The sequence below is a fragment of the Xanthomonas sp. XNM01 genome (assembly GCF_014851915.1).
GTDB lineage: Bacteria > Pseudomonadota > Gammaproteobacteria > Xanthomonadales > Xanthomonadaceae > Pseudoxanthomonas.
Window position 1 is genome coordinate 447,297 of record NZ_JACVAP010000004.1, and the last position, 18,923, is coordinate 466,219.

General features: G+C 70.6%; 18 protein-coding genes and 1 tRNA gene. 9 read left to right on the top strand and 10 right to left on the bottom strand.

What is annotated here, in order from left to right; translation table 11 throughout:
* Positions 1-270: 270 nt before the first annotated feature.
* Positions 271-2,982, top strand: coding sequence for a bifunctional acetate--CoA ligase family protein/GNAT family N-acetyltransferase (locus IB242_RS16095; protein WP_192281784.1), 2,712 nt, complete (start codon positions 271-273; stop codon positions 2,980-2,982).
* Positions 2,983-3,172: 190 nt separating this feature from the next.
* Here the strand turns inward: IB242_RS16095 and IB242_RS16100 are convergent.
* Positions 3,173-3,249 (bottom strand) — tRNA-Met (locus IB242_RS16100).
* A 117-nt stretch (positions 3,250-3,366) separates the two neighbouring features.
* Here IB242_RS16100 and IB242_RS16105 point away from each other — a divergent pair.
* Together IB242_RS16105 and IB242_RS16110 are read left to right on the top strand one after the other, a co-directional pair.
* Positions 3,367-3,963, top strand: a complete 597-nt coding sequence (locus tag IB242_RS16105) for an RNA pyrophosphohydrolase (RefSeq protein ID WP_192281787.1) — start codon at positions 3,367-3,369, stop codon at positions 3,961-3,963.
* A 171-nt stretch (positions 3,964-4,134) separates the two neighbouring features.
* Positions 4,135-4,332 carry a (2Fe-2S)-binding protein gene (locus IB242_RS16110; RefSeq protein WP_192281790.1) on the top strand — a complete coding sequence of 66 codons (198 nt, stop codon included), beginning with the start codon at positions 4,135-4,137 and terminating at the stop codon, positions 4,330-4,332.
* Between the two features lie 20 nt (positions 4,333-4,352).
* On the opposite strand, the gene IB242_RS16115 is transcribed toward IB242_RS16110, so the two are convergent.
* Positions 4,353-4,682: a hypothetical protein gene (locus IB242_RS16115; RefSeq protein WP_192281793.1), complete on the bottom strand. Its 330-nt coding sequence runs from the start codon at positions 4,680-4,682 to the stop codon at positions 4,353-4,355.
* A 163-nt stretch (positions 4,683-4,845) separates the two neighbouring features.
* Here IB242_RS16115 and bfr point away from each other — a divergent pair, with 163 nt between their 5' ends.
* Complete coding sequence (gene bfr, locus IB242_RS16120) at positions 4,846-5,316, top strand: bacterioferritin (RefSeq protein WP_192281795.1); 471 nt, start codon at positions 4,846-4,848, stop codon at positions 5,314-5,316.
* Between the two features lie 268 nt (positions 5,317-5,584).
* Here bfr and IB242_RS16125 read toward each other — a convergent pair whose 3' ends face one another.
* The 3 genes from IB242_RS16125 to IB242_RS16135 all read right to left on the bottom strand — a co-directional run bounded on the left by IB242_RS16125 (position 5,585) and on the right by IB242_RS16135 (position 10,706).
* Positions 5,585-7,930, bottom strand: a complete 2,346-nt coding sequence (locus tag IB242_RS16125; protein ID WP_225540785.1) for a hybrid sensor histidine kinase/response regulator — start codon at positions 7,928-7,930, stop codon at positions 5,585-5,587.
* Positions 7,931-8,128: 198 nt separating this feature from the next.
* Positions 8,129-10,060 carry an EAL domain-containing response regulator gene (locus IB242_RS16130; protein ID WP_192281801.1) on the bottom strand — a complete coding sequence of 644 codons (1,932 nt, stop codon included), beginning with the start codon at positions 10,058-10,060 and terminating at the stop codon, positions 8,129-8,131.
* Between the two features lie 58 nt (positions 10,061-10,118).
* Complete coding sequence (locus IB242_RS16135; RefSeq protein WP_192281804.1) at positions 10,119-10,706, bottom strand: DUF4126 domain-containing protein; 588 nt, start codon at positions 10,704-10,706, stop codon at positions 10,119-10,121.
* A gap of 141 nt (positions 10,707-10,847) precedes the next feature.
* Between IB242_RS16135 and IB242_RS16140 the strand changes: the two genes are divergently transcribed.
* The 5 genes from IB242_RS16140 to IB242_RS16160 all read left to right on the top strand — a co-directional run bounded on the left by IB242_RS16140 (position 10,848) and on the right by IB242_RS16160 (position 14,316).
* A complete protein-coding gene (locus IB242_RS16140) occupies positions 10,848-11,576 on the top strand; it encodes a DUF6776 family protein (RefSeq protein WP_192281807.1) in 729 nt (242 codons plus the stop codon).
* A 2-nt stretch (positions 11,577-11,578) separates the two neighbouring features.
* A complete protein-coding gene (locus tag IB242_RS16145; RefSeq protein WP_192282207.1) occupies positions 11,579-11,995 on the top strand; it encodes a polymer-forming cytoskeletal protein in 417 nt (138 codons plus the stop codon).
* A 32-nt stretch (positions 11,996-12,027) separates the two neighbouring features.
* Positions 12,028-12,384, top strand: a complete 357-nt coding sequence (gene erpA, locus IB242_RS16150) for an iron-sulfur cluster insertion protein ErpA (protein ID WP_192281809.1) — start codon at positions 12,028-12,030, stop codon at positions 12,382-12,384.
* A 32-nt stretch (positions 12,385-12,416) separates the two neighbouring features.
* Complete coding sequence (nudC, locus tag IB242_RS16155) at positions 12,417-13,334, top strand: NAD(+) diphosphatase (RefSeq protein ID WP_192281812.1); 918 nt, start codon at positions 12,417-12,419, stop codon at positions 13,332-13,334.
* Between the two features lie 88 nt (positions 13,335-13,422).
* Positions 13,423-14,316: a hypothetical protein gene (locus IB242_RS16160; protein WP_192281815.1), complete on the top strand. Its 894-nt coding sequence runs from the start codon at positions 13,423-13,425 to the stop codon at positions 14,314-14,316.
* A 383-nt stretch (positions 14,317-14,699) separates the two neighbouring features.
* On the opposite strand, the gene IB242_RS16165 is transcribed toward IB242_RS16160, so the two are convergent.
* The 5 genes from IB242_RS16165 to IB242_RS16185 all read right to left on the bottom strand — a co-directional run bounded on the left by IB242_RS16165 (position 14,700) and on the right by IB242_RS16185 (position 18,891).
* Entirely contained in the window at positions 14,700-15,107 is a 408-nt protein-coding gene (locus IB242_RS16165) for a DUF2752 domain-containing protein (protein ID WP_225540787.1), read from the bottom strand.
* Between the two features lie 12 nt (positions 15,108-15,119).
* The gene (locus IB242_RS16170; protein WP_192281818.1) at positions 15,120-15,458 is read right to left on the bottom strand and encodes a CD225/dispanin family protein; all 339 of its coding nucleotides are present in this window, start codon (positions 15,456-15,458) and stop codon (positions 15,120-15,122) included.
* A 40-nt stretch (positions 15,459-15,498) separates the two neighbouring features.
* Entirely contained in the window at positions 15,499-15,795 is a 297-nt protein-coding gene (locus tag IB242_RS16175; RefSeq protein ID WP_192281821.1) for a CD225/dispanin family protein, read from the bottom strand.
* A 100-nt stretch (positions 15,796-15,895) separates the two neighbouring features.
* A complete protein-coding gene (locus IB242_RS16180; RefSeq protein WP_192281824.1) occupies positions 15,896-17,809 on the bottom strand; it encodes an MFS transporter in 1,914 nt (637 codons plus the stop codon).
* A gap of 71 nt (positions 17,810-17,880) precedes the next feature.
* Complete coding sequence (locus tag IB242_RS16185) at positions 17,881-18,891, bottom strand: kelch repeat-containing protein (RefSeq protein WP_192281827.1); 1,011 nt, start codon at positions 18,889-18,891, stop codon at positions 17,881-17,883.
* Positions 18,892-18,923 lie beyond the last annotated feature (32 nt).

An 18,923-nucleotide genomic window follows, 5' to 3' on the forward strand; every position in this document is an offset into this window, starting at 1 on the left:
CCATGAACGTGCCCGGGCATTGATCGTGATCAATGCGCTAACGGACCGTGTCGGGGTACCCGTTTAAATGGCCGTCGCCATGCCCGACGGAAGACCGGGATGCCGGGACTGCCTGCGTTTGCTGGGGTGGCCCTTGGCGGGCAGCTTAGGCGCGCGGGCGCGGCACCGCCTTGGACAGATTGACCGATGGGACAATCTGTCCAAGGGTCGGAGCCTGTGCCGCAGCAGGGTAATGTGTGCCGGAATGCTGACGAGGACGCCGCCGACGCGATGAGTACCTACGCCCTGGAATCGGTCTTCCGCCCGCGCTCGGTCGCCATCGTCGGCGGCAGCCCGCGCGCGCGTTCGGTCGGGCGTACCGTCGTGCGCAACCTGCGCGAAGCCGGCTTCGCGGGGAAGATCGGCGTGGTCAATCCGCGCCATCCGGTGATCGAGGGGCTGGCCACCGTCGCCCACATGGCCGACCTGCCGTTCTCGCCGGAACTGGTGGTGGTGACCACGCCGGCGGCGACCGTGCCGGACGTGATCGCCCAGGCGATCGCCTGCAAGGCCAAGGCGGCCGTGGTGATCACCGCGGGACTGGGCCAGGGGCCGGGCTCGCTGCTGGCGCGGATCGAGGCGCTCGCGCGCCCGCACGGGCTGCGCATCGTCGGCCCGAACTGCCTGGGCGTGATGGCGCCGCACGCGAAACTCAATGTCAGCTTCGCCGCCCGCGGCCCGCTGCCAGGGGATCTGGCCCTGCTGTCGCAGTCCGGCGCGATCGCGGCCGGGCTGATCGAATGGGGCGTGGAGCGCTCGGTCGGCTTCTCCGCGGTGGTCTCGCTGGGCGATGCCCTGGACGTGGACTTCGGCGATCTGCTCGATTACTTCGCCCAGGATCCGAAAACGCGCGCGATCCTGCTCTACGTCGAATCGATCCGCGATGCCCGCAAGTTCATGTCCGCCGCGCGTGCCGCCGCCCGTTCCAAGCCGGTGGTGGTGGTCAAGTCCGGACGTCATGCGCAGGGCGCGCGCGCCGCGGCCACCCATACCGGCGCGCTGGCCGGCGCCGACGCGGTGTACGACGCCGCATTCCGGCGCGCCGGCCTGCTGCGCGTGCTGGCGCTGGACGAGCTGTTCGCCGCGGCCGAGACCCTGGGCCACGTGCGCGCCGCGCCCGGCCGGCGGCTGGCGATCCTGACCAACGGTGGCGGCGTTGGCGTGCTCGGCGTGGACCGGCTGGTCGACCTGGGCGGCACCCTGGCGGCGCTGTCCGAGCAGACCGTGCGCACGCTGGACGCGGTACTGCCGTCGACCTGGTCGCGCGGCAACCCGGTGGACATCGTCGGCGATGCCGATGGCGGGCGCTATGCGGCCGCGCTGCAGGCGCTGCTGGCCGACCGCGACAACGACGCGGTGCTGGTGATGAACGTGCCGACCGCGCTGTCCTCCGGCATCGAGGCGGCCGAGGCGGTGACCCGGACGGTGGCGGCCGCGCCGCGCGGCGGCAAGCCGGTGTTCGGGGTCTGGCTGGGCAACGAACTGGTCGCGGTGGATGCATTGAACCGCGCCAACATTCCCACCTACGCCACCGAGGCCGACGCGGTCCGCGGCTTCATGTACCTGGTCCGCCACCATGAGGCACAGCAGGCGCTGATGGAGACGCCACCGAGCCTGCCCGAGGATTTCGTCGTCGATACCGCCGCCGCGCAGGCGATCGTGTCCCGGGCGCTGGCCGCCGGGCAGCAGTGGCTGGACCCGATCGCGGTGACGCGGCTGTTCGGTGCCTACGGCATCCCGATCACGCCGGTGATCCTGGCCCGTGACGCGGCCGAGGCGATGGCGGCCGCCGCACCGCTGCTGGCGCAGGGCAGCCCGGTCGCGCTGAAGATCCTGTCGCCGGACATCGTGCACAAGTCCGATGTCGATGGCGTGCGCCTGAACCTGGTCAGCGCGCAGGCGGTCGGCGACGCGGCCGAGGCGATCCTGCAGCGTGCGCGCGAACTGCGGCCCGAGGCGCGGATCGAGGGCGTCACCGTGCATCCGATGATCGTGCGGCCGAAGGCGCGCGAGCTGATCGCCGGCATCGCCGACGACGCCACGTTCGGTCCGGTGATCGTGTTCGGCCGCGGCGGCACCGCGGTCGAGGTGATCGACGACAAGGCGCTGGCGCTGCCGCCGCTGGATCTGCGGCTGGCACATGAGCTGATCGGCCGCACCCGGGTCTCGCGCATCCTCAAGGCCTACCGCGACGTGCCGGCCGCCGACGAGCGCGCGGTGGCGCTGGTGCTGGTGAAGCTGGCGCAGCTGGCCGCCGACATTCCCGAGATCCGCGAGCTGGACATCAACCCGCTGCTGGCCGACCGCGACGGCGTGATCGCGGTCGATGCGCGGGTTTCCGTCGCCCCGGCCGGTGCGTTCGGCGCCAACCAGAAGGGCCCGTGGCATTCGCGTTTCGTGATCCGCCCGTACCCGAAGGAGTGGGAGCGCCATGTCGACCTGCTGCAGGGCCGGCGCATGTTCGTGCGACCGGTACGGCCCGAGGACGATGCGCTGTTCCGCGAGTTCTTCGCCCGGGTGACCGAGGAGGACCTGCGCCTGCGCTTCTTCCAGGCGGTGCGCCATTTCAGCCATGAGTTCATCGCGCGCCTGACTCAGCTCGACTACGCGCGCTCGATCGCGCTGGTGGCGATCGACCCCGACAGCGGGCAGATGCTCGGCGCCGTGCGGCTGCTGGCCGACGCCAACTACGAGCGTGGCGAGTACGGCATCCTGGTGCGCTCGGACCTGAAGGGCTACGGCATCGGCTGGCAGCTGATGCGGATCATGATCGAGTACGCCGGCGCGATCGGCCTGCGCATGGTCGAAGGCCAGGTCCTGCGCGAGAACGTGACGATGCTGGCGATGTGCCAGCACCTGGGCTTTCGCACCGAACCCGACCCGGACGACCCGACCGTGGTCAACGTCACCCTGCCGGTACACGCCGAGGACGCCGGCGGCTAGGTCGACCCTGGCGGCGGCTGAGTGCAGCGTGCGAGCGAAGTGGGCCGCCAGCGTGAGGAAGGCGGGGAGCCCGGCCTGCCGACGGGACGCGGACTGGTCGATGGGCGAGCACGCCGGTCACCACCCGGCATCGCGGCCGGCCCAACGCAAAAGCCCCGCACTGGGCGGGGCTTTCGGCGTCTCTTCGCGGTGGTGGCTATGGGTGGACTCGAACCACCGACCCCAGCATTATGAGTGCTGTGCTCTAACCGGCTGAGCTACATAGCCCCGCGGAGAACTGGCAATTTTTCCTGCTTCCGGCCCGCTTGTCAACGTTCCGCTTGCTGGCCCGCTTCCCGGCGTGGCACAGTCCCCGACAGTCGAGATTTCTCAGGAGTCCGCATCGTGATCGATCCGGACGGATACAGGCCGAACGTCGGCATCGTGCTCATGCGGCCGGATGGACAGGTGTTCTGGGCACGCCGCGTGCGCCGGGACGGCTGGCAGTTCCCGCAGGGCGGCATGCGCAGCGACGAGACCCCCGTCGAGGCGATGTACCGCGAGCTGCACGAGGAAACCGGGCTGTCGCCCGAACATGTGGAAGTGCTGGGCGCCACGCCCGGCTGGCTGCGTTACCGCCTGCCAGGGCGGGCGGTCCGGCGCGACGCGCGCCAGGTCTGCATCGGCCAGAAGCAGGTGTGGTTCCTGCTGCGCCTGGTCGGGGCGGAGTCCGAGGTCCGGCTGGATCTCACCGAAACCCCGGAGTTCGACCACTGGCGCTGGGTGGACTTCTGGTACCCGGTCGAGCACGTGGTCACCTTCAAGCGCGGTGTCTACGCGCGCGCCCTGCGGCATCTGGCGCCGCTGGCACGCGGGACCGGTGCGGTCGTCCAGCAGATGCCCGGGACCGCGCAGGAGGCCTGGATGCCGGGCAACGCGGCAGCGGGCCACGATCGCCCGCGCAAGCGTCCGCGTGGCAACCGGGGGCAGCGAACGGCTTGATGACGTTGTCCGGCGTCTCAGGGGACATTGCCGGCCGCGTCCGGTAGTGGGGTCCGGCTTCCCCGGGGCATGCACGACGAATGGCTGAATGCGTTTACGGCTGGAATTGACACCCATTCTCATTCGTAGTCGAATGGCATCACGTTCCGTTGACTGTTCCGAGCCGCCGCCGTGTACGTCTGCATCTGCAATGGAGTCACCGACCGTCAGATCCGCGAAGCCGTCGAGAACGGCTGCTCCAGCGTGTCCGAACTGACCATGCGGACCGGCTGCGGCGCGACCTGCGGCTCCTGCCTGGACATGGCCGCCGGCATGATCGACGACATGCGTGCCGCCCTGCCGCTGCCGGTACTGGCCGCCGCGGCCTGAGTCACGTGGTATGGCCGGCGTCATTGCCGGCCTTCGGCTGATTCCCACACCTGCTTATCCCCAGCGCGTCGACGCGTTGCGTCGATGCCGACGGTGGCACGTGTGATCAATCGGCCTTCCTGAATGGCGTGCTCGGGATTGGTGGAGGAGCGCGTCGGCGCCCCATCTGCTTGATGTCTGCAGCGGTCCGCACGCGTCTGAAAAAAGGCTGGTCTGAAGTCTGCGGTGGAGACGGCTGCGGACACGATGCGCCCGTCACCAAGGACGGGCGCATCGCCATGGACGTTGTGTCGCCGCCGGCCATCAGCGGGGCGCGACATGGTCGCCGAGGAGGAATCGGCCGGAGTCATGGGTGGATCCTCGCGCAGGCGCCTTGCCGGGAGTCGTGGCGGTCGATCTGCCGCGTGGGCCGAAGTGTCCCGAAGCGGCGACGAATGAGCACGATTCGCGTTCCTTCACCTGCACCGATGAAGCGCTAGAGTGCGCCCGTCCCCGCACTAACGGAGCGCAGCCATGAAGGGCGACGCCAAGGTCATCGAGTTCCTCAACAAGGTGCTCTACAACGAGCTCACCGCGATCAACCAGTACTTCCTGCACGCCAAGATGCTGAAGAACTGGGGCCTGAAGGAACTGGCCGAACACGAATACAAGGAATCGATCGACGAGATGCGCCACGCGGACTGGCTGTCCGAGCGCATCCTGTTCCTCGAGGGCCTGCCGAACTTCCAGGCGCTGGGCAAGCTGCGCATCGGCGAGAATCCGCGCGAGCTGCTCGAGTGCGACCTGGCGCTGGAAATGGACGGCATTCCGCTGCTGCGCGAGGCGGTGGCCTACGCCGATTCGATCGGCGACTACGTCAGCCGCCAGCTGTTCGTGAAGATCCTCGATTCCGAAGAGGAGCACGTGGACTGGCTGGAGACCCAGCTGGACCTGATCGGCCGCATCGGCGAGCAGAACTACCTGCTGAGCAAGCTCGAAGACTGAGAGCGCTCCAGCGCGATCGCGCGACGTCCGCGCGATCGCACCGGTGGCGGTCGATCACGTCCCGGCGATTCCGTCGCGTGCGTCGGGTGCAAGGCACCCCATCCGTGACCGCGAAGCAGTGCGTCATCCTGCTTCGGATCACTTCGGATCACTTCGGATCACTTCGCGCCAAGGCCCCCGCCGCGACTGTCGTGTGGCCCGCGATACCGCCGTCACCGTGCTTCCCGCCCGACGGAAACAGTGCGCGGCCGATCGGCCCGATGCCCGATCAGCCCGCAGGCGCGGCATTCGCCGACAGCCAGCCCTGCAGCGCCACGCGCGCGCGCGCGAACTCCGCGATCAGCAGCGCCACCGCGACCGCGGGGCGATCCAGGGCATGCGCGCGGGCGGCCAGTTCGATCCGCTTGGCCGCTGCGGAGAGGGCCAGCGCACCGACGTTGGCGGCGGACGACTTGAGCGAATGGGCGGCCTCGCGCATCGCGTCCAGATCCGGCGTGGCCGATGCCTGTTCCAGCTGCCGGACCAGGCGCGGCGCATCCTCCAGGAACAGGCGCACGATCGAGGCGGCTTCGTCGCCGGCGATCTCGCGCAGTTCGTCGAGCATGCCGGGATCGAGTACGGTCGGCTGCGCGTCGTAGCCGGCTTCGGCGGTCCCGCGCTGTGGATGCGCCGCTGCTGGCTCCACCGGTAGCGCTGCGGCAGGTGGAATCGTGGCAGGTGCAGGAGCAGGTGCAGGAGCAACCACTGGAGCCGACGCTGGCGCTGGAACCGGGGTTGAAGCCGACATCGGCATCGTCGGGTCGGGCGTGACCGGCGCGACGGCCGGCGTCGCCGCGACCACTGCTGCCGGCTCGGGCGCAGATGCGGGTGCAGCGATTCCCGGCTGTGCGAGCCAGTGCGCCAGGCAGGCGGCCAGCTGTTCGCGGGCGACGGGCTTGGGCAGGTAATCGTCCATCCCGGCATCCAGGCAGCGCTGGCGGTCGCCGACCATCACGTTGGCGGTCATCGCCACGATCGGCAGGTGCGGGCCGGAGGGGCCGGCCTCCGCTTCGTGGGCGCGCCAGCTGCGGGTGGCGGCATAGCCGTCCAGGACCGGCATCTGGCAGTCCATCAGGACCAGGTCGTAGTGGCCGGCCTGCATCATCGACAGTGCGACCTCGCCATTGGGTGCGGTATCGCAGCCATGACCGAGCACTTCGAGCAGGCGCTGGGCCACGCGCATGTTCACCGGGTTGTCCTCGACCAGCAGCAGGCGTGCGTTGCTGATCGGCGTTGCCGCTGCCGCGAAGGCGTGTGCCGGCGAAGGGGCGGGTGTGACGGGCGCGGGTGATGCGGCAGGCGCCACCGGGGCCGGCCACGCGGATTCGGCGGGCGGGGGCGCGACCGTCGTGGCAGCCGGTGCGCTGCGCGGTTCCGACAGCAGGGCAGCGCGCAGGTCGGCATCGGCCGACTGGCGCGGCAGCAGCGCGGCGCGGGCACGCAGTTCGTCGGGGATGTCCTCCTCGCCGTACAGCCAGACCAGGCGGACGCCGTCGTGTTCTGCATTGCGGGTCAGCACCCGGTGCAGCGCCCGTGCGCTGTGGCGCAGGCCGTCGAAATCCGCGATGACCGCGGCGTGGGCGACCGGCTGGCGCAGGCGCTCCAGCGCTTCCTGGGTGGTCTCGACGATGCTGGCGGTCAGGCCCCACTGCGGCAGCACGCTGGCCAGGCGTTGCCGCAGCCGCAGGTCCGGTGTGATCGCGAGGATGCGCGGCCCCTGCGCCGGCGCCATGCGTGACTGCACGTCGCCGATCACCTTCAGCAGCGGGATCTCGAACCAGAAGGTCGACCCCTGCGCCGGTACCGATTCGACCCCGATCCGGCCGCCCATCAGGTCGACGATCCGCTTGCAGATCGCCAGGCCCAGGCCGGTGCCGCCGTACAGGCGGGTGGTCGAGGCGTCGGCCTGCGAGAACGCGTTGAACAGCCGCTCCTGCTGCTCGGGTGCGATGCCGATGCCGGTGTCGCGGACTTCGAAACGCAGCAGGTGCTGGACCGGCGTCTCGCCGAGCCGGCGCACGCCCATCCGGATGCCGCCGCGCTCGGTGAACTTCACCGCGTTGCCCAGCAGGTTGCTGAGCACCTGGCGCAGGCGGACCGGATCGCCGCGCACCGGCAGGCGCACGCCCGGATCGATCTCCAGTTCCAGCCGCAGCCGCTTGCCCTCGGCCGGGCCCTGCATCAGCTGCTGCACCGCTTCCATCAGGTCGCGCAGGTTGAAGCTGGTGATCTCCAGCTCCAGCCGGTTCGCCTCGAGCTTGGAGTAGTCGAGGATGTCGTCGACGATGCGCAGCAGCTGCAGCGAAGACTCGTGCGCGGTGTGCAGCATCTCGCGCTGCTCGGGCGCCAGGTTGCCGCGGGCGACCAGCTCGAGCATCGGAATGATGCCGTTGAGCGGGGTGCGGATCTCGTGGCTCATCGTCGCCAGGAACTCGCCCTTGGCCAGCACCGCCGACTCGGCCGCCTGCTTGGCCTGCAGCAGCTGCTGTTCGAGCTGGTCGTGGCGTTTGACGTCGCGCTGCAGCAGCGCGCGGTCGGCCTCGGCCGCTTCGGCGCGAGCGAGCGTGTCGCGCATCCTGGCCCCGGCCCGTGCCGCGGCGACGATGCCGGTCACGCCACCGAGCAGCGCCAGGGCGCCGCCACCGGCCGCGGCCTGCGGCCACCACGCCGGCAGCTGGCCGGACAGGCCCAGCCCGCCGGCACCCACCGCGGCCGCGGCTCCGGTCAGGGCCAGCCAGGCGGCGATGCTGGAAGCGCGCGATGCGGCCATGCGCTACAGCACCGCGTTGCGGAAATCGAAGTCCAGCTCGCTGCCGACCGAGTGCACCAGGTTGCCCTGGATGTAGTCGATGCCGCCCATCCACATCGCCGCGGCCGCCTGGGGATCCTCGATCTGCTGGCCGATGACCTGCAGGCCGAGCCGGTGCGCCTGGTCGATCACGTCGCGCAGCTGGTCGCGCAGCTCCGGGTCGTTGTGCGCGCCGGCATAGCGGCCTGCCATGCGGACGTAACCGAGCGGCAGCTGGGTCAGCAGCGCCTCGGCCTCGGTGCCCGGCTCGTACTGGCTCAGGCAGAACTGCACGCCCACCGACATCAGCCGCTTGCAGAACGTGCCCAGGGTGACGCTGTGGATCAGCGCGTCGGCCAGGCGCAGGTCGATCACCAGCGCGGTGCCGTCGATCCTGCGCGTGGCGATCGCCTGCTGCAGCCAGTCGGCGAAGGCCTCGCGGGCCAGCGTGCGCGGCGACTGCGACAGGAACAGGCGCAGCGGGCTGCCGGTGTCCTTGCGCTCGGCGATCAGGTCCAGCGCGTGTTCCATGACCTGCTGGTCCAGGTCGGCGATGCGCCCACTGGCCTCGGCGGCCGGGACCACCTGGCCGGCAGAGAGCAGGGTGCCGTCCGGCTGGCGCAGGCGCAGCAGCACCTGGTACTGGGCCTGGTCGTTGCCGGCCACCGAGACGATCGGCTGGTAGGCCAGTTCCAGCTGGCCTTCGAGCATGGCCATCCGTTCCTGGGTCTCGTGCTCGCTCGGGGCGAGGTAGGCGGCGATGCCTTCCGGCTCCAGCCTTGCCTGCAGCGCACTGCGTTCGGTGGCTTCCAGTGCCGAACCGGCATCGTCGAATCCGGCCGACAGCGCGCAGTAGCCGATCGCGCTGCGCAGCTGCAGCAGTTCACTGTCGCGCACCTGGAAGCTCTCGTCCGACAGCCGCGTGCGGATGGTACCGGCGCGCGCCTCCAGGCTGCGCTCGTCCAGCGGCGCGGCCAGGGTCAGGAAGCTGTTGTCGTTGAGCCGGGCGAGCGGGTGCGGCGCGACGATCTGCGCCAGGCGCCGCCCGGCCTCGGCCATGACCCGCTCGAACGCGGCATAGCCGTAGCGTTCGCGCAGGCTCAGCGCGCCGGCGATCTCGATGAAGAACAGGCCGCCGGTGGTGCCGTCGCGCAGGCTCTGCTCGATCCGCTGCAGCAGCCAGGCGCGCGTGGCCAGCCCCGTGTCCGGATGGTGCCGCAGCGCGCTCTGCTCGCGCTCCTGCAGGCGCGGCTGGGCGCGGCTGCGCATGATCCGGTTGGACACCGCCGCGATCAGGTGGCGCGGCCGGATCGGCTTGGTCAGGAAATCGTCGGCGCCGCTTTCGAGTACCTCGAACTGGCGTTCCGGATCCGGATCGCCGGTCAGGAACACGATCGGCAGCAGCTGCAGCCCCGGCTGCTGGCGGATCAGCGTGGTCAGGCGCATGCCGTCCAGGCCGGGCATGTGCAGATCCATCAGGATCAGGTCCGGATCGAAGCGGGAGATGGTTTCGATCACGCCTTCGGGATGGTTCTCCACCTCGGCGGTCATCCCGGCGCCATGCAGCACGCTCTGCGCGAACAGCGCCTGCGCGCGGTCGTCCTCGACCACCAGGATCCGGTACGGCGCTTCGGTGGCCGGGGCATCGTCCGGCGCGGCGGCGGGTGTGGTCGCAGGCGCGGCCTGGCCAGGCGGCGAGGACGCGGGACGCACGTCCTGCGGTGCATCGGCGACCGGTGCGATGGCGCCGGGGGCGGCCACCTCCGCCGCTGCGGTTCCGGGCAGCGCCTCGGGCGTCGCCGGCGGCGGCACGGCGTCGGCGCTCCAGCGGCGCCAGTAGTGGGGCGGGGGCGTTTCCGCGCGCAGGCGCGGACGCGCGGACGTTTCGTCCGACATGGCAGGATCTCGTGCGGCCATCAGTCTTCCCCCTGGTGGTCGTGCATTATGCGGGCAAGCGTGGCCGGGTGCGCAGCATCTATGGTGCCGGCGCGAACAGGCGGCGCAGCCCGCGACCGAGCGTGCGCCAGATCCACCAGACCAGCAGCGCGCCGGTGATGCTGATGCCGACCACCAGCGCCAGCGCCAGCCCGGGATGGGCCATCGCCAGGGCGAGCCCGCCGATCACCACCGTGTCCTCGGTTGCCGAGGCGAGCCAGTTGCTGGCCGGCTCCGGCGACGTGTTCAGCAATGCCCGCGCGCCCGACTTGAGGACGTGGCTGGTCAACGCGGCGCCGGCACCGACCGCGAGCGCGCCGGCACCGAGCTCGCCGTCCGGCGACAGGGTGGCGGCGGCCAGGAACGCGCCGGCCGGTACCCGCGCCAGGGTCTGCAGCAGGTCCCAGACCGAATCCACGCCCGGGATCTTGTCGGCGAAGAATTCGGTCAGCGCCAGCACCGAGGACGTGCCCAGCACCCACCACGATTGCGTGGCCTCCAGCGCCGGCGGCAGCTCGGCCCAGCCGAGCAGCCCGGCCAGGCCGACCCCGAACACGGTGAGATAGACCCGGATGCCGGCCATCCAGGCCAGCAGGATGCCGATCACGAACAGGTGCGCTTCGGTCATCGTCGGTTCCTCGCGTGGCGCTGGCGGACGGGCCCTGCCCGTGGTGTCGTCCGGGCGGTTTACACTAGCCCGTCCAGGCCGCGCCGCAGTATAGGCAGAAACGGCTGGCAGACCCCGCAGGGGCCAGCCGCCGCCGACCCGATGAACCAGCCCTCGTCCCGCTTCCGCATCGTCCAGCGTCGCCCCGGTTCCGGGCGCGGCCCGCTGCTGGTCATCGGCATCGTCTGGCTGCTGTCGCTGGTCGCGGTGTGGGCGCTGGCCAGCTGGCGCGCCGCGCCCAGCCTGGGCAGCGTGCAGGGGCAGCTGCGCAGCGCCGAGCGCGAGCAGGCCCGGTCCGGCCGCCAGCTCGACGAGCTGAACCAGCGCATCGCCACGCTGACCCGCTCCGACCAGATCAGCCGTGCCGCCAACACCGAGCTGCAGTCCTCGCTGGCCGAGCGCGACGAGGAGATCGCCGCGCTGCGTGCCGACGTGGCGTTCTACGAGCGGCTGGTCGGCGCCACCGCGCAGCGCAAGGGCCTGAACGTCCATGCGATCGAATTCACGCCTGAAGACGCCGGCACCTGGCGCTACCGCGCCGTGCTGACCCAGAACCTGAACCGTGGCGCGATCAGCCAGGGCCAGATGCGTTTCAGCATCGAAGGCGTGCGTGCCGGCAAGCTCGCCAGCATCGGCTGGAACGAGCTGCTGCAGCGTCCCGATGCCGGCGGGCAGGAGTATTCGTTCCGGTATTTCCAGGAACTGGGCGGCAGCGTGATGCTGCCCAAGGATTTCACCCCGCAACGTGTGCGAGTCTCGCTGCGGGGAACGGGGACGAGCGCCGACCAGACCTTCGACTGGAAACTGGCCGGCCCAGGTGGAGTGAAGTGAAGATGTTCAAGAGCAAATCGACCCAGCGCGACGGGTTCGCGATCGACACGCTGATCGGGCCGCAGGTGGTGATCCGTGGCGACCTCGTGTTCAGCGGCGGGCTGTATGTGGAAGGCCGCATCCACGGCAAGGTGACCGCCGAGGACGGCAAGCCGGCCAGCCTGATCCTGTCCGAGCAGGGCGCGATCGAAGGCGAGGTGCGTGCGCCGGTGGTGGTGATCAACGGCGAGCTGACCGGCGACGTCCATGCCGGCGAGCGGGTCGAGCTGGCGCAGAAGGCGCGGGTGCAGGGCAACGTCCACTACCAGGTGGTGGAGATGAGCGCCGGCGCCCAGCTGACCGGGCGCCTGGTCCACGCGCAGCAGGCCAAGGCGCTGCCCGCGCCGGAAGCGGCCGAGCCGGCCACTGCCGGGGCTTGAGTCCGGCCGCCGCCGCCCCCATCTGTGCCCCCATGAGCGTCCTCAGCTACCAGCAACTCGAGCAGCCGCTGCGGTTCAGTGCCGCCGCGGCCACCAAGGTCCGTGACCTGATCGCGGAGGAAGGCAATGCCGACCTCAAGCTGCGGGTCTACATCCAGGGCGGCGGCTGTTCGGGCTTCCAGTACGGTTTCGAGTTCGACGAGAACCAGGCCGGCGACGACATGGCGGTCAGCACCGACGGGGTCACCCTGCTGGTCGACCCGCTCAGCCTGCAGTACCTGATGGGTGCGGAAGTGGACTACAGCGAAGGCCTGAGCGGCGCGCAGTTCGTGATCCGCAATCCCAACGCCAAGACCACCTGCGGTTGCGGCAGCAGCTTCAGCATGTGATCCGGCGGGCCGGCACGATGCTAAGCCCCTGCATGCCGGACTTCAGCGGTTATGCCTTTTCCGGCGCGGCGGTCCTGGACCGCGCCGATGCCCTGCGCGGCGATGCCGACGCGCTGCGCGCGGCCTGGCCTGATGCGCGGTTGATCGTGCTCGATGCCGAGGGCCGCGCCGCGGCCGACGCCGCCGGCGGCCTGTTGCCGTTGTCCGGCGGCGATCTGGGCGGTGGCCCGGGAACCGCGATCCTGCTCGGCCTCGATCCGACCGGTCGCGCGCTTTTCGCGCTGGACGCCACCGCGCTGCCGGCGATCGAGGCGGCGCAGTGGATCGACCTGCGCCGCGCCGCGGCCGAGTGGCCGGCCGAGCAGGCATCGGCCTTCGCCTATGCGCGCGGCATGCTGTACTGGCATGCCCGCAACCGGTTCTGTGGCGTGTGCGGCGGGGCGGTGGAGTTCCGGCGCGCCGGCTTCGTCGGCCACTGCGCCCAGTGCGGCACCGATCATTACCCGCGTGTGGACCCGGCGGTGATCGTCGCGGTCAGCGATGGCGAGCGCCTGCTGCTGGGCCGCCAGGCCGCGTGGCCGCCGCGCCGCTGGTCGGTGATCGCCGGCTTCGTCGAGCCCGGCGAGACCCTGGAACAGACCGTGCGCCGGGAAGTGTTCGAGGAAACCCGGGTGCGGGTGCGCGATTGCCGGTATCTCGGTGCCCAGCCGTGGCCGTTCCCGGGTGCGTTGATGCTCGGCTTCTGCGCCGATGGCGAGCCCGATGCGCCGCAGGTCGACGGCGAGCTCGAGGCGGCCCGCTGGTTCGATCGTGACGACATCGGCGCCGCCCTGGCGCGCACGGACGGGGATCCGGGCGATGGCATCTTGCTGGCCCCGCCGATCTCGATCGCGCGTGCGCTGATCGCGCACTGGCATGCCTCCGTGACGCGCCCGCCGGACGGCGACTGACCGCGCAGACGTCCGGACCCGCATGCTGCGGCCGCGGCATGCCGCAACGGCCACCGAGGCTCTAGAATCCGGGGTCGAGGGAGGATCCATGTTCACGACCCTGGTCGCCGTCATCGCTGCGCTGGTGCTGGGCCATGTCGCACCGGCGACGGTGGCCTCGCTGCGCCGGTTCTCCTGGTTTTCGCACTGGCTGGAGTGGCTGGGCGCGCAGTCCGCGCAGCGCGGGCTGCTGGCCGGACGCTACGGCATCGCACTGGCGCTGCTGCCGCCGGTGCTGCTGGTGCTGGCGGTGCAGCTGGCGCTGAAGGCGCCGTGGTTCGGCCTGCCCGGACTGCTGTTCGGCCTGCTGGTGCTGATCTACGCCTGGGGACCGCGCGACCTGGATGTCGACGTCGAGGCGGTGCTCGATGCGCTCGATCCGCAGAGCCGGCGCGAACGCCTGTTGCGGCTGGCGCCCGAGCCTGGCGTCGAGGTGGTCGAAGGACCGTCCGCCGCCGAGGCGGTCGTGCGCAGCGGCCTGCGCCGCTGGTTCGGTGTGCTGTTCTGGTTCCTGCTGCTGGGGCCGGCCGGCGCGCTGCTGTACCGGCTCAGCGAGCGCGCGGTGGTGGCGCAGGCGATGCCGGCGCTCGGTTTCGAGGCGCAGGCCGGCGCACGGCGCTGGCTGCAGTGGATGGAATGGCCGGTGGCGCAGCTGATGACGCTGACCCTGGCACTGGCCGGCAACTTCGACGTGGTGTTCCGCGCCTGGCGCGGTGCTGGCGGCGATCGCTGGACGCCGGACGCGGCCTTCCTTGGTGCGGCCGCGCGTGCGGCGGTCAGCGGCGAGCTGGCCGAGGAGCTGGCCGACGATCTGCGCGACGGGCTGGTTCCGGTCCTCGGTGACCTGGCCGAGCTGCGCGATGCGATGAGCCTGGTCTGGCGGATGCTGCTGCTGTGGCTGGCCCTGCTCGCGCTGTTGATCATCGCCGGCTGGGTGCACTGACGGCGGCGTGCGGGCCGCAGCGGCACGGCCACTGCGCAGGAACGACCGGCTAACGCGGGCGACCGGTGGGTCAGGTCGACGACACCGGACCTGAAACCTCAAACCCCACTGATCGATCCGGCGGCACGCCGCTGAGGCCGGCGCCGTGAACCGCATGGCTCGGACAGTGGCCGGGCGGATGCAGTGATCTGCGGGCTCCGGCGCCTGCCGGCATGCGTTGCGTGCGGATTGCCGCGTTCCGGCGGCAGGCGTGATTCCGCTGGACGCGGCGCCGGGCAGGAGAACGGCGGCTACGACCGGGAGCGGACGATTCCGGCCGAGAGGAAGATGGGATGCCGTGCCGTGGGACGCGCGCGCCCCTGTCGCTGCACGCGTGTCGGCACTCAGCCCGGTGCGAGCAGGTTGAACGGATACCAGGGGAGGTTGCGGGCGATCCAGTACCCCGGCAGCAGCCACAGCCACAGCTTCGGTGCCATCAGCACGTCCATGACCGGGCGCAGCCGTGCGGGCTGCCACCAGCCGGCCGACCAGGCAGCCATCACCGGCATCAACGGCAGCAGCAGCACCGCCAACGGATTCATCGACAACGCGCGCTGCAGGTCGCCATGCACCAGCGCGTGCAGGGCCCGGGTCAGGCCACAGCCGATGCAGTAGCAGCCGGTGAACGCGCGGAACATGCAGGGCGGGAACGGATTGCCGGCCACGTTCGGATCGTAGGTGCGCAGCAGCCACACACCGGCGCCGGCCGCGACAGCGGCCGACGCCAGTCCTGCGATCTGCAGTGGACGCAGGGATGCCACCGATCAGCCGGCCTGTTCGATCTGCTGCATGATCTGCTGGTACTCGGCCATGCCGCCGGTCGAGAAGAAGTAGACCGTCCACAGTAGGCCGATGATGGCCAGCGCGGTCGCCACCCAGCACCAGGTCTTGGCGTTGGCCGAGGCGCGGCGCGCACCGTCGAAGTCGCCCTGGTTCATCAGGCTGTTGACCTTGCTCGAGAACACGATGGCGACGATGCCGACCAGGCCCAGCGGGCAGCACAGGCAGGTGGCCAGCACGGTCGAGATGATCGCCCAGGCCAGGTGGTTCGGGATCGGCGCGTGGGTGGACGGAGCGTTGGAGGGAGGCGGAACGTAACTCATGTGATGCTCCTGAGCGGATGGGTGGAACGGGGTGGATGGATCAGTAACCGCTGCCCGACAGCGCGCCCAGTACGGCCAGACCGCCGAACAGGAAGAACCAGAGCAGGATGAGGGTCGGCCCGACCAGTGCCGAGCACCAGGCCCAGACCGACGCCTTGCGCGCGGATTCGCGTGCACCGGCGATGTCGCCGGCGGCGCGCTTGCCGTCGACCTGGGCGGCATGGACGATGGAGACGATGCCCAGCGGCAGGCAGCAGAACAGCGTGGTCAGGATCGCCCAGACCAGGTTGTTGGGGACGTACTCGTAACGCCCGGGCGGGGGCGGCAATGCACTCATGACGCGAATCCTTTCAATGCCCGTGCTGGCGGACCGCGGCGGGCAGTCGAGCTGTGGGCGACAAGCCTAACCGAGGCCCCGTCGGAGGCAAAGGGCGATGTCACGCCGCGTCGCCGCGCAGCTGCCGTACCGCCGCTTCCAGCGCCGCCGCGTCGGTACCGGTGCCCGGCTGCGGCGTGCCCGCCACCACGTCGACCGGTGCACGGAAGCGGCGCGGCACCCGCATCCTGGCCAGACGGCCGTCGCGCCGGCTCCACATGCTGGCCCACATGCCGCGCAGCGCCATCGGTACCACCGGCACCGGCTGGCCGCGTTCGGCCGCGCGCTGCAGGATCCGCTCGACGCCCGACTTGAACGTCGCGATCCCGCCGTCCGTGGTGAGCCGGCCCTCGGGGAAGATGCAGACCAGCTCGCCCTCGGCCAGGGTCGCGTCGATCTCGTCGAAGGCGCGCTGCATCAGCGCCGGGTCCTCGCGCGCGCCGGCGATCGGGATCGCCTTGGCGGTGCGGAAGATCCAGCGCATCACCGGGATGTTGAAGATCCTGTAGTACATGACGAAGCGCACCGGGCGCGGGATGCTCGCCGCCAGGATCAGCGCATCCATGTAGCTGACGTGGTTGCACACGATCAGTGCCGGCCCTTCGTCCGGCACGTGCGCCTCGACGCCGCGGATCCGCAGCCGGTACAGCAGGCGCACAAGCAGCCAGCTGAGGAAGCGCATCAGGAACTCGGGCACGATCGTGAAGATCCACAGCGCGACCAGCGCATTGGCGATCGCCAGCGCCAGGAACAGCTGCGGGCTGGTCAGGCCCAGCGGTTGTTGCGCGGCCAGGCCGATCAGCGCGGCCAGCACGATGAAGCCCGAGTTCTGGATGTTCAGCGCGGCGAACACGCGCGACATCCGCGAGGTCGGCGTGCGGCTCTGGATCAGCGCGAACAGCGGCACCACGAAGAAGCCGGTGAACACGCCGATGCCGAGCAGGTCGACGATGATGCGCACGCTGCCGGGCTGCTGCAGGAATCCCGGCAGGTCCAGGCCGGTCACGGTGGCGGCAACCGGCCGCGCGAAGTAAAGGTCCAGCAGGAACGCGGTCATGCCGAACGCGCCCAATGGCACCAGCCCGATTTCCACCGTGCGCGCCGACAGCTTCTCGCACAGCAGCGAGCCGGCGCCGGTGCCGATCGAGAACAGCGCCAGCGCGGCGATGTAGAGCAGCGCCGAGTCGGCTGCGCCGCCCAGGTAGGTCTCGGCGTAGGTCGGCAGCTGCGAAGTCAGCATCGTGCCGAAGAACCAGAACCAGGACACGCCGAGGATCGCGTTGCGCACGGCCAGCTGCTCGCGCGCCATGCGCAGCACCGCGATCGACTCGGGCAGCGGATTCCAGCGGATGGTCAGGGTGGGTTCGCCGGCATCCATGCGCGGGATCAGCCGGGCGACCAGGTTGCCGCCGATGGCCAGCAGGACGATCGCGGCCGCGGCGGTGACCGGGCCATGCGCGCCGGCGAGTTCGAAGATCAGCACGCCGCTGATCATGCCGAACAGGATCGAGATCGAGGTGCCCATCTCGACCAGGCCGTTGCCGCCGGTCAGTTCCTCCGGCTTGAGGATCGACGGCAGCACCGAGTATTTCACCGGGCCGAACAGCGTGGACTGCATGCCGGTGCAGAACAGCGCGACCAGCAGCAGCGGCATGCTCTGGATCAGGAAGCCGACCGCGGCCAGCGACATGATCGCGATCTCCATCGTGGTGGTGATCACGATCAGCCGCTGCTTCTCCAGCTTCTCGGCGATCTGCCCGGCGATGGCCGAGAACAGGAAGTAGGGCAGGATGAAGATCGCCGGCGCGATGATCGCGTAGAGCGAGCGTTCCTCGGTGCTGACGCCCAGGAAGAACAGCAGGCCGATGATCGCCTGGCGGTAGACGTTGTCGTTGAACGCCCCCAGCGCCTGGACGATGAAGTACGGCAGAAAGCGGCGCTGGCCGAGCAGGGCGAACTGGCTGTGGCGGGGCATGCGGTCTCCTCGATCGGCCGCAGTCTAGCGGGCCGGCACCGGTCATGGGCGACCGGCGCCGGCGTCGTGGATCAGTCCGCGGCCGGCGCGTAGACCAGGTGGTCGTCCAGCTCCGGCCCGCCGCCACGGTTGCCGCTGCCGGCGGCGATGTGGATTGCGCCGTCCAGCAGGGTGGCCTGGGTGCCGTGGCGGCCGACCGGCAGCGGCGCCAGCGTGGTCCAGCGTCCGCTGGCCGGGTCGTAGGCCTCGACCTCGGCATGGGCGAGCTGCTGGCTGCCGCTCTCGCCACCGATCACCACGATGCGGCCGCCATGGGCCACGGTCGCGCTGCCAGCGCGTGCGGTCGGCAGCGGTGCGTCCAGCGTCGACCAGGTGCCTGCGGCGAGGTCGTAGACGTCGACCGCGACGATGGTCCTGCTGAAGGTCTCGCCGGTGGCGTGCGAGCTGGTGCGGCCACCGGCGGCATAGAGTTTTCCATCCAGCACCGCGGCGTGGAAATGGTCGCGCGGATGCGGCGCATCGGGCAGTGCGGTCCAGCGCCCGCTGACCGGATCGAAGCGGTCGGCCCAGGGCACGTAGCCGCCCAGATGGCCGCGGGTCAGTCCGCCGATCACATAGAACTGCCCCTCGTGCACGACCAGTCCACCGCCGCCGCGCTGGCGTCCTTCGGGCAACGGCGCGCCGGCCTGCCAGCGGTCGCTCGCTGGATCGTAGGTCAGCACCGTCGTCACCGGCGGCTCGTCCGGGAAGCCGCCGGTCAGCGCGCCGATCGCCCACAGCCTGCCGTCGTGCGCGACCGCCTGCAGATGGTGCAGTTCCTGCGGCGGCGCGGCGCCTTCGCTCCAGCGGCGCGTGGCCGGGTCGAAGATCTGCAGGGGCCGTTCGCCGCGCCCGCCGAGCAGGTACAGGCGGCCGTCGAGCGCGACGAAGGCGTTCTCGTGGCGCGCGGCCGGGCGATTGGCCGATGCGACGCTGCGCCATGCCGGTTCGCCGGTGGCTGCAGCCGCCGGTGCCGGACATGCGGCGGCCCAGGCGCACAGCGACAGCAGCAGAAGGGCGGGGGCGCGTCGGAATGGATGCATCGGCAAGCTCCTTTCGATCATGGGATGGACGG